The 14,101-nt window shown below is 59.9% G+C and carries 6 protein-coding genes, 1 tRNA gene and 3 rRNA genes; 8 read left to right on the top strand and 2 right to left on the bottom strand.

The annotated features are described in order from the left end of the window. The first annotated feature begins 159 nt into the window (after window positions 1-159). The 3 genes from DOS48_RS21285 (at window position 160) to DOS48_RS21275 (ending at window position 6,001) form a co-directional block, all read left to right on the top strand. The gene (locus DOS48_RS21285) at window positions 160-1,272 is read left to right on the top strand and encodes a hypothetical protein (protein WP_210755375.1); all 1,113 of its coding nucleotides are present in this window, start codon (window positions 160-162) and stop codon (window positions 1,270-1,272) included. A 371-nt stretch (window positions 1,273-1,643) separates the two neighbouring features. After that, window positions 1,644-3,896 (top strand): NADP-dependent malic enzyme, encoded by a 2,253-nt coding sequence (locus tag DOS48_RS21280; RefSeq protein ID WP_127117645.1) that lies wholly within the window; start codon window positions 1,644-1,646, stop codon window positions 3,894-3,896. 905 nt (window positions 3,897-4,801) lie between these two features. After that, complete coding sequence (locus DOS48_RS21275) at window positions 4,802-6,001, top strand: Cdc6/Cdc18 family protein (RefSeq protein WP_127117644.1); 1,200 nt, start codon at window positions 4,802-4,804, stop codon at window positions 5,999-6,001. Window positions 6,002-6,096: 95 nt separating this feature from the next. On the opposite strand, the gene DOS48_RS21270 is transcribed toward DOS48_RS21275, so the two are convergent. Further along, complete coding sequence (locus DOS48_RS21270; protein ID WP_004046033.1) at window positions 6,097-6,657, bottom strand: TATA-box-binding protein; 561 nt, start codon at window positions 6,655-6,657, stop codon at window positions 6,097-6,099. A 782-nt stretch (window positions 6,658-7,439) separates the two neighbouring features. On the opposite strand from DOS48_RS21270, the gene DOS48_RS21265 reads away from it, so the two are divergent. From DOS48_RS21265 to DOS48_RS21245, 5 genes are all read left to right on the top strand, one after another. Beyond that, window positions 7,440-8,909, top strand: a 16S ribosomal RNA gene (locus DOS48_RS21265). Window positions 8,910-9,058: 149 nt separating this feature from the next. Continuing rightward, window positions 9,059-9,130 (top strand) — tRNA-Ala (locus DOS48_RS21260). 275 nt (window positions 9,131-9,405) lie between these two features. Beyond that, window positions 9,406-12,324: ribosomal RNA gene (locus DOS48_RS21255) — 23S ribosomal RNA — on the top strand. A 150-nt stretch (window positions 12,325-12,474) separates the two neighbouring features. Continuing rightward, window positions 12,475-12,596: ribosomal RNA gene (gene rrf / locus DOS48_RS21250) — 5S ribosomal RNA — on the top strand. Together the 16S, 23S and 5S rRNA genes with 1 tRNA gene alongside form the textbook arrangement of a ribosomal RNA operon. 173 nt (window positions 12,597-12,769) lie before the next feature. Continuing rightward, on the top strand, window positions 12,770-13,645 hold the full coding sequence (locus DOS48_RS21245; protein WP_244629316.1) for a hypothetical protein: 876 nt from the start codon (window positions 12,770-12,772) through the stop codon (window positions 13,643-13,645). A gap of 12 nt (window positions 13,646-13,657) precedes the next feature. Here the strand turns inward: DOS48_RS21245 and DOS48_RS21240 are convergent, their stop codons facing one another. Continuing rightward, window positions 13,658-13,963: a hypothetical protein gene (locus DOS48_RS21240; protein WP_127117643.1), complete on the bottom strand. Its 306-nt coding sequence runs from the start codon at window positions 13,961-13,963 to the stop codon at window positions 13,658-13,660. Between the last annotated feature and the right edge of the window lie 138 nt (window positions 13,964-14,101).

Here is a 14,101-nt window from a genome sequence, read left to right as displayed (position 1 = left end):
GTCCGTGCCGAGTTTCGGGGAGGAACCGCGTGGGTACACTCGACGTCCGGAGCGAGCGGATGAAGAGAAAGTGGCTGTGCGAGGAACATCAGGTGCTGAGAGCCTCGATACGTTCACCGTCTCGATGCATTATTTACGTGTTGGCGGCGACATCGGGGCATGACTTGGCGAACCGCCGCCGCCGTCGACGACGCGGTCGAGGCCACTCGCCGGTTTCTGTTTCCGTTTCGCCCCGTTCGCTGGGGGATACTCGCCTTTCTTCTGTTCGCGATGGCTACCGGCGTGAGCGCCGGCGTGTGGACGTTCGTGGCGGCCGACGTGTTTCTCACAGAACTCGTCGGGAGCGCAGGGACGGGAGAAGCCAGCGTGACCGCCGCGACCCTGCGTCTCGCCGGCGGCGCCGCGGCAGACAGGCTGTCGCTGGCCGTCGCCGTCGTCGCGGGCGGGACCGCGGTGGCGCTCTCGGTCGCGTCGCTAACACTCCGGCTGGTCTTTTACGATGCGCTCGAAACCAGCGATGTTCGGCTGTTCGGTCCGTTCTTCGGGCGGTTTCGACAGGCAATCGGGCTGTTCGTCGCCGTCGTGACGCTCCGGGTCGTCGCCGTCGGAGCGACCGCACTGGCCGCCGTCGTCGGAGTCGTTTCGGCGACGCCGATACGGTGGGCACCGATCGGGTCGCTCGCCGGCGCAACCGAAGCGCTTCCCGTCGGATCGGTAGTCGTTGCTTGGGCCCTGGCGGGCCTCGCCGTTCTCGGGGCGTCGCTCGCGCTCCGGCTCACTTACGAGTTCGTCGTCCCGACGATGGTCGCCGAGGATATCGGTGTCCTCGCCGGCTGGGAGCGGGTCGTGCACGCGGTGTTCACGGAGTGGCGAGAGTCGGTGGCGTACCTCGTGGTTCACTCCTTCGTCGGTCTCGGGTCCACACTCGTCGGAGCGGTCGTCGTCGCTATTCTCGGGATGAGCGTGGCCGCGGCCGGCGGTGTCGCGCTGCTACTCGTCGCGGCCCTTCTGGGCGGTCTCGAGGCGCTGGTCGGGACGACGGTCGGGCTCGTAGTCGGTGGCCTCGTCACGCTCGCTGCGGTGGTGGCGCTTCTGCTTCTGATCGTTCCGGTCGCCGTCCTCACTCGCACGTACGTGATAACGTACGAGGTGGCTGCGCTCGGTGGCATCGATCCGAGCGTGCAGCTGCTCGATGTCGGCAGTGAGACCGCCGCCACCGGCGGGGGAGAGTACGAGACAGACGCCGAAGAGAAAGCGGCCCGCCGCGAGTAGCAGGTCACTCGGCGGTGTGTGGTGCAGGCGTGAGTCTAGCCGAACTCGTGGTTAGACGATAGAGCGGGTACGGTGGCCGACAGTCGAGACAGCGAGCAAACGGCAATTCCGATAGGGGGAAGCGACAACCGGCCTAGTGTGTAGTCGTTGGGAGTCGTTGGGAGTCGTTGGGAGTCGTTGGGAGTCGTTGGGAGTCGTTGCAGGGGTTGACGGGCGGAATCTGCTGTTCTGCGTCCTCGAGTTCCAGGGCGTTGTGACAGGTGCCGGAGTGTGGTGTGGTCTCTTGAGCGGCGTCGCTCGTTCGTCGAACGTCGAGTTACTGTTCGACGGGTTCACATACCTTTTTACTCCGTTACCGAATTGGGAGAGTCATGGGACTGGACGACGACGCGAGAGAGTATCACCGGCAGGATCCGCCGGGAAAGATCGAAATCGAGACCACGAAGCCGACGAACACGCAGCGAGACCTCTCGCTCGCGTACTCGCCGGGCGTCGCGGCACCGTGTCGCGACATCGCTGCTGACCCGGAGTCGGTGTTCGAGTACACCGCGAAGGGGAACCTCGTCGCTGTCGTTTCGAACGGCTCTGCTGTGCTCGGCCTCGGCGACATCGGAGCGTCGGCCTCGAAACCGGTGATGGAGGGGAAAGGCGTCTTGTTCAAGCGCTTCGCCGACATCGACGTGTTCGACATCGAGTTGGACATCAGCGAGGTCGACCCCTTCTGCGAGGCCGTGAAAGCGATGGAACCGACTTTCGGGGGCGTGAACCTCGAGGATATCAAGGCTCCCGAGTGTTTCAAGATCGAAGAGCGACTCCGCGAGGAGATGGACGTTCCCGTGTTCCACGACGACCAACACGGAACGGCGATCATCTCGGGCGCGGCGCTGCTCAACGCGACAGAGATTTCGGGGAAGGACCTGTCCGAAATCGAGATCGTCTTTTCGGGAGCAGGGGCGTCCGCGATCGCGACGGCTCGGTTCTACGTCTCACTCGGCGCGCGCAAAGAGAACATCACGATGTGCGACTCCTCCGGTATCATCACCGAGGACCGCGTCGCGAACGGCGACGTCAACGAATATAAAAGCCAGTTCGTCAGCGACGCGGCAGGCGGCGACCTCGCGGACGCGATGGACGGCGCGGACGTGTTCGTCGGGCTCTCCGTCGGCGGGATTGTCTCTCAAGAGATGGTCCAGTCGATGGCCTCGGACCCGATCATCTTCGCGATGGCGAACCCTGACCCGGAGATCACCTACGAGGACGCCAAAGACGCCCGCGACGACACGGTGATCATGGCGACGGGGCGGTCTGACTACCCGAACATGGTAAACAACGTCCTCGGGTTCCCGTTCCTCTTCCGTGGCGCGCTCGACGTGCGCGCGACAGAGATCAACGAAGAGATGAAGCGTGCGGCCGCCTCGGCGCTTGCGGAGTTGGCTCGAAAGGACGTGCCGGACGCGGTTGTCAAAGCGTACGGCGACGATCCGCTGCAGTTCGGGGCGGATTACGTCATCCCGAAGCCGCTCGACCCCCGCGTGCTCTTCGAGGTCGCTCCGCGCGTCGCGGAAGCGGCGATGGAGTCCGGGTGTGCACGGTCCGAAATCGATCTCGAACAGTACCGAGAGCAGCTGGAGGCGCGTCTCGGGAAGTCGCGCGAGATGATGCGGGTCGTGTTGAACAAGGCGAAAAGCGACCCGAAGCGTATCGCGCTCGCGGAAGGGACCGACGAGAAGATGATCCGTGCGGCCTACCAGCTCTCCGAGCAGGGGATCGCCGAGCCGGTGTTGCTCGGGGACAGCGACGAGATCGCTCGGACCGCAGATCGGCTCGGGCTCTCGTTCCGCCCGGAGGTCGTCGACCCCGACACACGAGACGTTTCGGCGTACGGCGATCAGCTCTACCAACTCCGCAAGCGGAAGGGCATCACCAGTCGAGAGGCGAACGAACTGGTCCGAAGAGACACGAACTACCTCGGGAGCGTCATGGTCAAATCGGGGGATGTCGACGCGATGCTCACGGGATTGACGCATCACTACCCGTCGGCGCTTCGGCCGCCGCTACAGGTCATCGGGTCCGCCGCAGACACGGATACCGTCGCCGGCGTCTACATGCTCACGTTCAAAAATCGGGTCGTGTTCTGTGCCGACACCACGGTCAATCAGTCCCCGGACGCGGAGACGCTCGCAGAGGTCACTCGCCACACGGCCGACCTTGCGCGGCGGTTCAACGTCGAGCCGCGTGCGGCGATGCTCTCGTACTCGAACTTCGGAAGCGTCGACAACGAGGGGACACAGAAGCCGCGTGAGGCGGTCGAAATCCTCCACAACGACGACGACGTCGACTTCCCCGTCGACGGTGAGATGCAGGCCGACACGGCCGTCGTCGACGACATCCTTAACGACACCTACGAGTTCTCGGAACTGGACGAGGCGGCAAACGTGCTGGTCTTCCCCAACCTCGAAGCCGGGAACATCGGGTACAAACTGCTCCAGCGGCTCGGCGGTGCAGAGGCCATCGGTCCGATGCTGGTCGGAATGGACGAACCGGTCCACGTGCTCCAGCGCGGTGACGAGGTCAAAGACATCGTGAACCTCGCCAGCGTGGCTGTCGTTGACGCACAGCAGTAGTAGCGAGGAAGCGACGGAGTTCGGTCGTCGCGTGCGGCAGCGTTCCCTCGGCAGTCTCTCATCTCTGTATTACCGGTCTGTTGATTGTGTGGGAGTGGTGGAGAGACACACCGTGTTTCCGGTGAAATAGGGTTTGGTGGGGGTTGGGTGTGGTTTCGCCGGTTGCGTCGGCTTGGATCTCGGAATTCGTCTATTCCGTACTGAACAACTCTACGCGTTGCTGGTGTTCAATCTAGACTAGCGATAGAAACAACTTTAAACTAGTTTTGAGTACATTCCTCCAAGTCAAAAAGCCCGAGAGATCCATCTCGAAGGCTGTGATTTCACCGGAAATCCGGTCTCCCGGCTTTTGATCGTCGTTCCGTCGGCCGTGTTCGCTGTTTAAATAGCGCTCGTTGCTCGTAATCCGCTCGTCGTTCGAAATAACGTCTGCCGCTTAAATGAGGCCACGTATACTGGTTACTAACTATTGCTCGTTGCTTACTCGCCGCTCATCCGCTGCTCTCCCGTCGCTTTCCCGCTCTCATCTGTCGCTCTCTCGTTCTCGCCCGTCGCTCACCTGCTCTCATGCGTCGCTGGCCCAGCGTTGCCGACTACGTGTTGGTACTCTCAGTTGCGTTCAGTCGGCCCTTCGTCATTTATCCGGTCACCGTACGCGTTCGAAGTTGGTGACACCGCGTTTCCGGTGAATCTGGCTGCTTAGACGCGGCAATATTTCACTCACAGCCCTCAACTCCACGATTCGTCTGGATCTGCTGTGTCGCCTTCTCGCCACCTCTCTACACCCTCCCCCCACACCCCACCCACCCCACACCCCGTTTCACCGGAAACACGGTGTGTGTCCCAACCAACTTCCCACACGACCGAAGCGGAACGCATTTCACCGGAAACGCGGTGTCGATCGCATGGACGCAGCGGACGACCTCTTCACTAGGGAGGACCCGATCTTCGCGAACAAGGAACTCCTCGAGATCAGCCACCTTCCCGGAGAGGGACGGATCGTCGGCCGTGACGACGAGATATCCAACCTCGCGACGGCTGTCAACCCCGCGATCTTCGGACAGAGCCCAAGCAACGTGTTGATCTACGGGAAGACCGGGACCGGGAAGTCGCTCTGTGCAAAGTACGTTTCCAAACGTCTCGTGTCGACGGCGGGCGAGGAGGGCGTCAACGCAACCTTCGCCTACGTCGACTGCGCACAGGACACGACCGAGACGCAGGCCGTCCAGACCATCGCCGACGCGGTGAACGACCCGGACGCCACCGGCATCAACGTCCCGGATAAGGGGCTCTCTACCTCGACGTACTACAAACGGCTCTGGCGGATCCTCGACCAGCGGTACGATGTCGTTCTCATCATCCTCGACGAGATCGACAAACTCGACGACGACGCGATCTTGATGCAGCTGTCTCGGGCCGGTGAGGCCGGGAAGATCACCGACTGCAAACTCGGCGTGGTCGGGATCAGCAACAAGATCCAGTACAAAGACCGCATGGACGAGCGAGTCAAATCCAGCCTCTGTGAACGCGAGTTCGTATTTCCCCCGTACGACGCGAACCAACTTCGCGAGATCATGCAGGCGCGTGCCGACGCGTTCCACGACGACGTGCTTGAACCGTCAACGATCCCGCGCGCCGCCGCGCTCGCCGCACGCGAGCACGGTGACGCCCGCAAAGCGATCGACATCCTCCGTTATGCGGGCGAGATTGCACAGAGCAACGGCGACCCGACGGTCAAAGAGGAGTTCGTCACGCAGGCACGCGAGCGCGCAGAGACAGATCGCTTCCGCGAGCTCATCCGCGGATCGACGCCACACTCCCGGTACGTGTTGCAGGCGCTCGCGTTGCTCTCGCTTTCGAGCGGCCGCCAAGACGGGTTTCGAACCAGTCGCGTGTACGAGATCTACGAGAACATCTGTCGGCAGGAGGGGTCGGACAGCCTCTCGCTTCGCCGCGTTCGAGACCTGCTCAAAGAGCACGCGTTCCTCGACATTATCGAACAGTCCAAACACAGCGGCGGAAGCGCTGAAGGGAGCTACACGAAACACCAGCTGCTGGAGGACCCAAGCGTGGTGAAAGAGGTACTGACTGAAGACGACTCGTAACTCGTGTGAAAACGCGTTCGGCAGTCCCAGACGAATGCGGTTCGACCGGATCCGCTTCCGTCTCTTCCGTTCAACTCCAGTCCGATATCGACCGACTATCCCAGCAGACCGAGCCCTTCGATCCGTTCGACGATCTCTTCGACGGCCTCCTCGGCATCGTCGGTCCGCTTCCCGCCGGTGATGACGATTTTTCCGCTCCCGAAGAGCAAGATCACGACTTCCGGCTCGTCCATCCGGTACACGAGACCGGGGAACTGCTCTGGTTCGTACTCAACGTCTTCGAGGCCAAGTCCGATCGCGAGCGCGTTGAGGTTGAGGTTGTGACCGAGGTCAGCGCTGGAGACGATGTTCTGGACGGTGATTTCCGGATCGTCTTCCACCGGGATCTGCAGCCCGCGGAGCTTCTCGAAGATGATCCCGAGCGCCTCGTGGACATCGTCGATGCTTTTTGCACCCGTGCAGACGATCTTTCCCGACCGGAAGATGAGGGCCGCGGCTTTCGGTTCTTGCGTCCGGTACACGAGACCGGGGAAGTTGTCTGGATTGAAATCCGCACCCGGAAGGTCCTCAGCGAGCGCTTCTAAATCGAGTTCTTGGCCGATCCCCGTCGATGCAACTACGTTCTGGATCTCGATCGAGTCTGCAGGGTTCGTCATCGTTCGCTTTTATATGTGTCCCCCTCCCTTATAAACGCCCGTGGTATAAACAACCGCTGGGACGCCCGCTGTTGTGATAGGGGGTTACGCTGTCGTTGTGACACGACCCTCGTCTGTTTGTGATGCGACGCTCGTCTGTCTCTGCACGAAGTCGCCCACGCGTGGGCGCGAATGCTGTCTCGTTGCGCCCGCCAATTCGTCCTCGTCTCCTTGGTTGAAACGTACACTCACCTTGACGAAACACATGAAAGGAATGTGGTATAAATGGCTGATCTCGCGTGTGCCAGCGATTTGTTCTCTCCGCAGTTAGGTTGAATCTCAGTCCGACAATTTCCTATTCTCGTGTGAACTGCTCTCAATGAAAACGCATGACGTAGCGGCGATAGTTCGACGGGGTTAAATACAACCCGGCATTTGTGATGAATGCGAAGGTCCCCCGGCGTGGGGGACAACGGTCGGCCGCTCCGCGGCCGGTTGAAGCGTTCCGACGTGCTTAAGTGTATAAGCCCGTTCGGTTGAAACGCGAAGAACGCACCGCGGACTCGGGACGTTCAATTCGTTCCGGTTTCGCAGAGTCGGGTTATCCGACTCACCTGAATGAGGATTTCGCCCCCTGCGCTCCGGCGTAAGCGGAAATCTGATGTGAGCCGTGGTAGTTCGGTGTCATCCAGGTCGCTGGGTGAACCGGACACCACATAGACCATGCAATGGTGTTTTGACTTATCGCAAGTCAAAACCCGCCAACACCCCTCTGTACCGGGAATCAGGTACAGAGGTTATACATTCCGGTTGATCCTGCCGGAGGCCATTGCTATTGGGATTCGATTTAGCCATGCTAGTCGTACGAGTTCATACTCGTGGCGAATAGCTCAGTAACACGTGGCCAAACTACCCTTCGGAGCACAATACCCTCGGGAAACTGAGGCTAATAGTGCATACCACAATCCACCTGGAATGAGGATTGTGCCAAACGCTCCGGCGCCGAAGGATGTGGCTGCGGCCGATTAGGTAGACGGTGGGGTAACGGCCCACCGTGCCAATAATCGGTACGGGTCATGAGAGTGAGAACCCGGAGACGGAATCTGAGACAAGATTCCGGGCCCTACGGGGCGCAGCAGGCGCGAAACCTTTACACTGCACGCCAGTGCGATAAGGGAATCCCAAGTGCGCAGGCATAGAGCCTGCGCTTTTGTTCACCGTAGGGAGGTGAACGAATAAGGGCTGGGCAAGACCGGTGCCAGCCGCCGCGGTAATACCGGCAGCCCGAGTGATGGCCGATCTTATTGGGCCTAAAGCGTCCGTAGCTGGCCGCGCAAGTCTATCGGAAAATCCACCCGCCCAACGGGTGGGCGTCCGGTAGAAACTGCGTGGCTTGGGACCGGAAGGCGCGACGGGTACGTCCGGGGTAGGAGTGAAATCCCGTAATCTTGGACGGACCGCCGATGGCGAAAGCACGTCGCGAGGACGGATCCGACAGTGAGGGACGAAAGCCAGGGTCTCGAACCGGATTAGATACCCGGGTAGTCCTGGCCGTAAACAATGTCTGTTAGGTGTGGCTCCCGCTACGAGCGGGTGCTGTGCCGTAGGGAAGCCGCTAAACAGACCGCCTGGGAAGTACGTCCGCAAGGATGAAACTTAAAGGAATTGGCGGGGGAGCACTACAACCGGAGGAGCCTGCGGTTTAATTGGACTCAACGCCGGACATCTCACCAGCATCGACTGTAATAATGACGATCAGGTTGATGACCTTATCCGAGTTTCAGAGAGGAGGTGCATGGCCGCCGTCAGCTCGTACCGTGAGGCGTCCTGTTAAGTCAGGCAACGAGCGAGACCCGCATCCTTACTTGCCAGCAGCACTGCGAAGTGGCTGGGGACAGTAGGGAGACCGCCGTGGCCAACACGGAGGAAGGAACGGGCAACGGTAGGTCAGTATGCCCCGAATGTGCTGGGCAACACGCGGGCTACAATGGTCGAGACAAAGGGTTCCTACTCCGAAAGGAGACGGTAATCTCAGAAACTCGATCGTAGTTCGGATTGTGGGCTGCAACTCGCCCACATGAAGCTGGATTCGGTAGTAATCGCGTGTCACAAGCGCGCGGTGAATACGTCCCTGCTCCTTGCACACACCGCCCGTCAAAGCACCCGAGTGAGGTCCGGATGAGGCTCGTTACACGAGTCGAATCTGGGCTTCGCAAGGGGGCTTAAGTCGTAACAAGGTAGCCGTAGGGGAATCTGCGGCTGGATCACCTCCACCGACCCGAGACTCCCATCCCAGGGAGCTCACCTTACGACCGTTCACCAGAACGGTCACTACTCATGCACGGTCTACCCGTCCGTCCATCCGCCGCCCTGGACACCGACGAACTACCACGGTTCACACTTCCTTCCCACACGGGAAGGTGGGCTCATAGCTCAGCGGTAGAGTGCCTCCTTTGCAAGGAGGATGCCCTGGGTTCGAATCCCAGTGAGTCCATGTCAGCCCCACTCCGAAACCGTCCCCTTAAGTGGGAGACGCGATTCGGAATGGATAGACGACGACCGATGCACCATCTCGGGAAACCGCGGATGGGAAGGGTTCGACGGACACGCTCCATGCCTGGACGTGATCCGATGACGACCGTGTATACGTGCGATCCAGACGTCCACTGAACTCATACGAGTTCGTGGAACGTCAGTGAACCATATACAGTCGGGTGACATCTAGTCACTTGACACCGTCAGTACTCTCTTTTGGAGAGTTGACTGACACACTACTGGCTACTGTGCCAGCTGGTGAATGGCTCGGCTCGAGAGCCGATGAAGGACGTGCCAAGCTGCGAAAAGCTCGTGGGACCCGCATGGAGGGAAAGAACACGAGATATCCGAATCGGAATCCGTTTACAATTGCCACGCGCAATAGGGAACTCCCTGAATTGAAACATCTCAGTAAGGGAAGGAAAAGAACGCAACCGCGATGTCGTCAGTAACCGCGAGTAAAAGCGACACAGCCCAAACCGAAGGTCTTCGGACCAATGTGGTGTTCGGGTTGACAACCAATTCTCGACATTTCATTCGAAGTCTCCTGGAACGGAGCGTGAAACAGGGTGACAACCCCGTAGAATGAGACAGTACAGAAGGCGTCAATACCAGAGTAGCAGGGGTCGGATATCCTCTGTGAACAACTCAGGCATCCCCTGAGAAGGCTAAACACTCCTCGAGACCGATAGCGAACAAGTAGCGTGAGCGAACGCTGAAAAGCACCCCGAGAAGGGCGGTGCAATAGGGCCTGAAATCAGTTGGCGATCGAGCGACAGGGCGTACAAGGCGATTCTTGAAACGACCGAGAAGCGATTCTCTAGTAGGAAAAGAATCGAGCCGGCGTCGTGTCGTGCGTTTTGAAAAACGACCCAGGGAGTGCACTTGATTGGCGAGTCTAACCCGTGAACCGGGGAAGGCGCAGGGAAACCGATACGGCCGCAACACTATGTGTGAGGGCCACCGTGTTCAAGCGCGGGGAGTCAATTGGGTGCGACCCGAAACCAGGCGATCTATACGCAGGCAGGGTGAAGCGTGGCGAAAGCCACGTGGAGGCCCGTTAGAGTTGGTATTCTACAATATCCTCTCGTGATCTGCGCATAGGGGTGAAAGGCCCATCGAGCCTGGCAACAGCTGGTTCCAACCGAAACATGTCGAAGCATGACCTCATCCGAGATAGCCCGCGGGGTAGAGCTACCGATTGGATGACCCGCCTCCGAGAGGAGTCGGCCATCCTGTCGAACTCCAAACCCGCAGGCGTTGTAGACGATGGGAGTCCGGTATGCGGGGTAAGCCTGTGTACCGTGAGGGGAACAACCCAGAGCCGGGTTAAGGTCCCAAAGTGTAGATTAAGTGCGATTCGAAGGTGGTCTCAAGCCCTAAACAGCCGGGAGGTGAGCTTAGAAGCAGCTACCCTCTAAGAAAAGCGTAACAGCTTACCGGCCGAGGTTTGAGGCGCCCAAAATGATCGGGGCTCAAATCTACCACCGAGACCTGGCCGTGCCCTTGACAGGGGCAACCGCGTAGGTTGGCGTACCGTTCGGATGGAAGCTCGGGCGAGAGCTCGCGTGGACCGTTCGGTAACGACAATCCTGGTCACAGTAGCAGCGATAGTCGGGTGAGAACCTCGACGGCCTGATGAGCAAGGGTTCCTCGGCACTGCCACTCAGCCGAGGGTCAGCCGGTCCTAAGATGCACCGTAATTCGACTGCATCAACGGGAAACTGGTTAATATTCCAGTGCCATCGTGCAGTAAACGTCGACGCCGTGTGGAACGCTGAGCCGGGCCTTCGCCCGGTCAAATCGTGGAAACTCGTGGAAGCCGTCACGGCACGAAGCGAGCGAAACGCGAGATAGCGCAAGTCAGCCGTACATAGGGCCCGTGAAAAGACAAGCACGATGTCCGTACCGAGATCCGACACAGGTGCTCTGGCAGCGCAAGCCAAGGCCTGTCGGGAGAACCGACGTTAGGGAATTCGGCAAGTTAGTCCCGTACCTTCGGAAGAAGGGATGCCTGCTCTCTACGGAGCAGGTCGCAGTGACTCGGGCGCTCCGACTGTCTAATAACAACACAGGTGACCGCAAATCCGCAAGGACTCGTACGGTCACTGAATCCTGCCCAGTGCGGGTATCTGAACACCTCGTACAAGAGGACGAAGGACCCGTCAACGGCGGGGGTAACTATGACCCTCTTAAGGTAGCGTAGTACCTTGCCGCTTCAGTAGCGGCTTGCATGAATGGATAAACGAGAGCGCCACTGTCCCAACGTTGGACCCGGTGAACTGTACGTTCCAGTGCGGAGTCTGGAGACCCCCAAGGGGAAGCGAAGACCCTATAGAGCTTTACTGCAGGCTGTCGCTGAGACGTGGTCGCCGATGTGCAGCATAGGTAGGAGTCGTTACACAGGTACCCGCGCTAGCGGGCCACCGAGACGGCATTGAAATACTACCCGTCGGTGACTGCGACTCTCACTCCGGGAGGAGTACACCGGTAGCCGGGCAGTTTGACTGGGGCGGTACGCGCTCGAAAAGATATCGAGCGCGCCCGAAGATCATCTCAGCCGGGTCGGGAATCCGGCGAAGAGCGCAAGAGCACAAGATGGTCTGACAGTGTCATTCCCAACGAGTGACGCTGACGCGAAAGCGTGGTCTAGCGAACCTACGAGGCTCCGGAATGGGGCCCGTAGATGACAGAAAAGCTACCTTAGGGATAACAGAGTCGTCACCCGCAAGAGCACATATCGACCGGGTGGCTTGCTACCTCGATGTCGGTTCCCTCCATCCTGCCCGTGCAGAAGCGGGCAAGGGTGAGGTTGTTCGCCTATTAAAGGAGGTCGTGAGCTGGGTTTAGACCGTCGTGAGACAGGTCGGCTGCTATCTATTGGGGGTGTCAAGGTACTTGACGTGAACGAACGTATAGTACGAGAGGAACTACGTTTGGTCGCCACTGGTGTACCGGTTGTGTGAGAACGCAATGCCGGGTAGCCACGCGACACGGGGTAAGAGCTGAACGCATCTAAGCTCGAAACCCACATGGAAAAGAAGTACCGATGAGGTCACTCGTAGAAGACGAGTTCGATAGACTCGGGATGTACGCACCGAGGCAACGAGGTGTTGAGTCCACGAGCACTAACAGACCGAAGCCACAGTCATACGGCACTGACACCACAGTTCGTATGAGTTCAGGCGGTAACTGGATCGCACGTATACACGGTCGGCCGATCATTCGATCGGAACCACCGACACAGGCGTCTCTCTCCGCGAGATTGCGGGAGAGTCTCGGTTCGAATCCGAGAGTCGGCGTAAAGGCGGCCAGAGCGGTGGGGAAACACCCGTACCCATTCCGAACACGGAAGTTAAGCCCACCAGCGTACCGGGAAGTACTGGAGTGAGCGATCCTCTGGGAACCGCGGTTCGCCGCCTGCCCATTCATACGGGAGTATACTCCCACTCGATTTTTTTCTGGTGACGAGCGACGCGCTCGTCGCTCACACACGACCCCACACACGCACGCGACCGTCTCACCGACATGCGCAACTCTCAATTCTGATACATTCCCCCACACATTTATTCGGGTTGTTCGAGAAATAAAGTTGAATATGCCCGTTCCTGCAGAGTTCGGCGGCAAGTTCGCGGTTCGCGTGTCCAGTCGTGGACGCCCGCGAGTACGCGATGCCGTCACCGAGGAACGGGTCATTTCGCTTTTGTTTGACACCGACATCGAGGAGTGGCGACGCGGATGGAGCCGCACGGTCGGAACCTCTCCCGGCAGGGAAGCGATCATCTCAGCGAACGACTCGACTCGAGGGGCCGACGCGACAACGCAAGTCGTCCCGGATCGGCGACTCGCGTACACCCTCCTCGGATCGAACGCTGATGTCGAACAGATCATCGAGGCAGTCGCCGGACATCTCGGGGACGACTGCGAGTTCGGACTCACCGTACTCATCGACGATGTCGCACCCCTGCTGGTCGGCGCCGGCCGAGAAGCGGTGGAGGCGCTCGTCGACGGATTAGCCGAAACGCTCGACGGCTGCCGCGGGAGCGTCGTGGTCGGGTGTTCGCTCACTGAGTCGACGGCGGCTTCGGTCGCAGCCCTGTTCGACCCCCGAACCGATGTCGATCAAATAGACCACCCTGTCGCCGTCGAACTCGCTGCCCTCCGGCGAGACGACCCGACGACGTTCGGGTATGTTCGTCGCCACTGGTGGGAAGCGCAAGCCGCTATCGAAGGTTGTGAGCGGAACTATCCACAAGCGAAACAGGCGCATACCGGCCTCTCCGACCCCGAAACGACGCCCCGAACGCTGGGAATGACGCTGTCGGGACTGGCCACGCTCGGCGTCCTGGAGACGTGGGGTGAAACCGTCGGCCCAACGCGATACGATCTGACCGCCTACGACCCCGGTCGCATGTGGGCCGTCGGAGCGACGCTTGCGGCCGATCGAACCGATGGCGAACCAACTAACGATTGACAGGACATGTGGTCACGCGGACTGGTTCTCGTCTCCTCCATCGGCGGAATTCGGCGGCGTAAGGTCATGTGAGACGACGGTGCCGTCCGGTTCGAGCGTCACCGTCCCGAGCGTTGCGGTCTCGCCTTCCCGAAAGTTGTCGCTGATCGCTTCGAGTACGCGCTGGCGGTCGAGGTGATCCCAGACCACGGCTGCGACGAGCGATTGGAATGCTTCCGGGTCGGTCCACCCCGAGTCGACGTCGGACGGAACGCCGACGACGACCTGAAACTCTGCCTCGGTGAGGTGGATGCCGACCCCGAACGTATCTGCACACATCGTCGGATATTCGGCCCGCGCTTGCAAAGTCCCGTCGGACGCGGCGACTGCCCGGAACCGATACGCTCGGTTCGACTGTACCGCTTCAGTCGGCCGCCTCTCGAAACCGCTAACGAAAAGTACCCCAGAGAAGAGAGT

Source organism: Halorubrum sp. PV6 (assembly GCF_003990725.2).
GTDB lineage: Archaea > Halobacteriota > Halobacteria > Halobacteriales > Haloferacaceae > Halorubrum.
The sequence above is the reverse complement of the archived record's forward strand: the minus strand, read 5'-3'. Positions and strand labels throughout refer to the sequence as shown.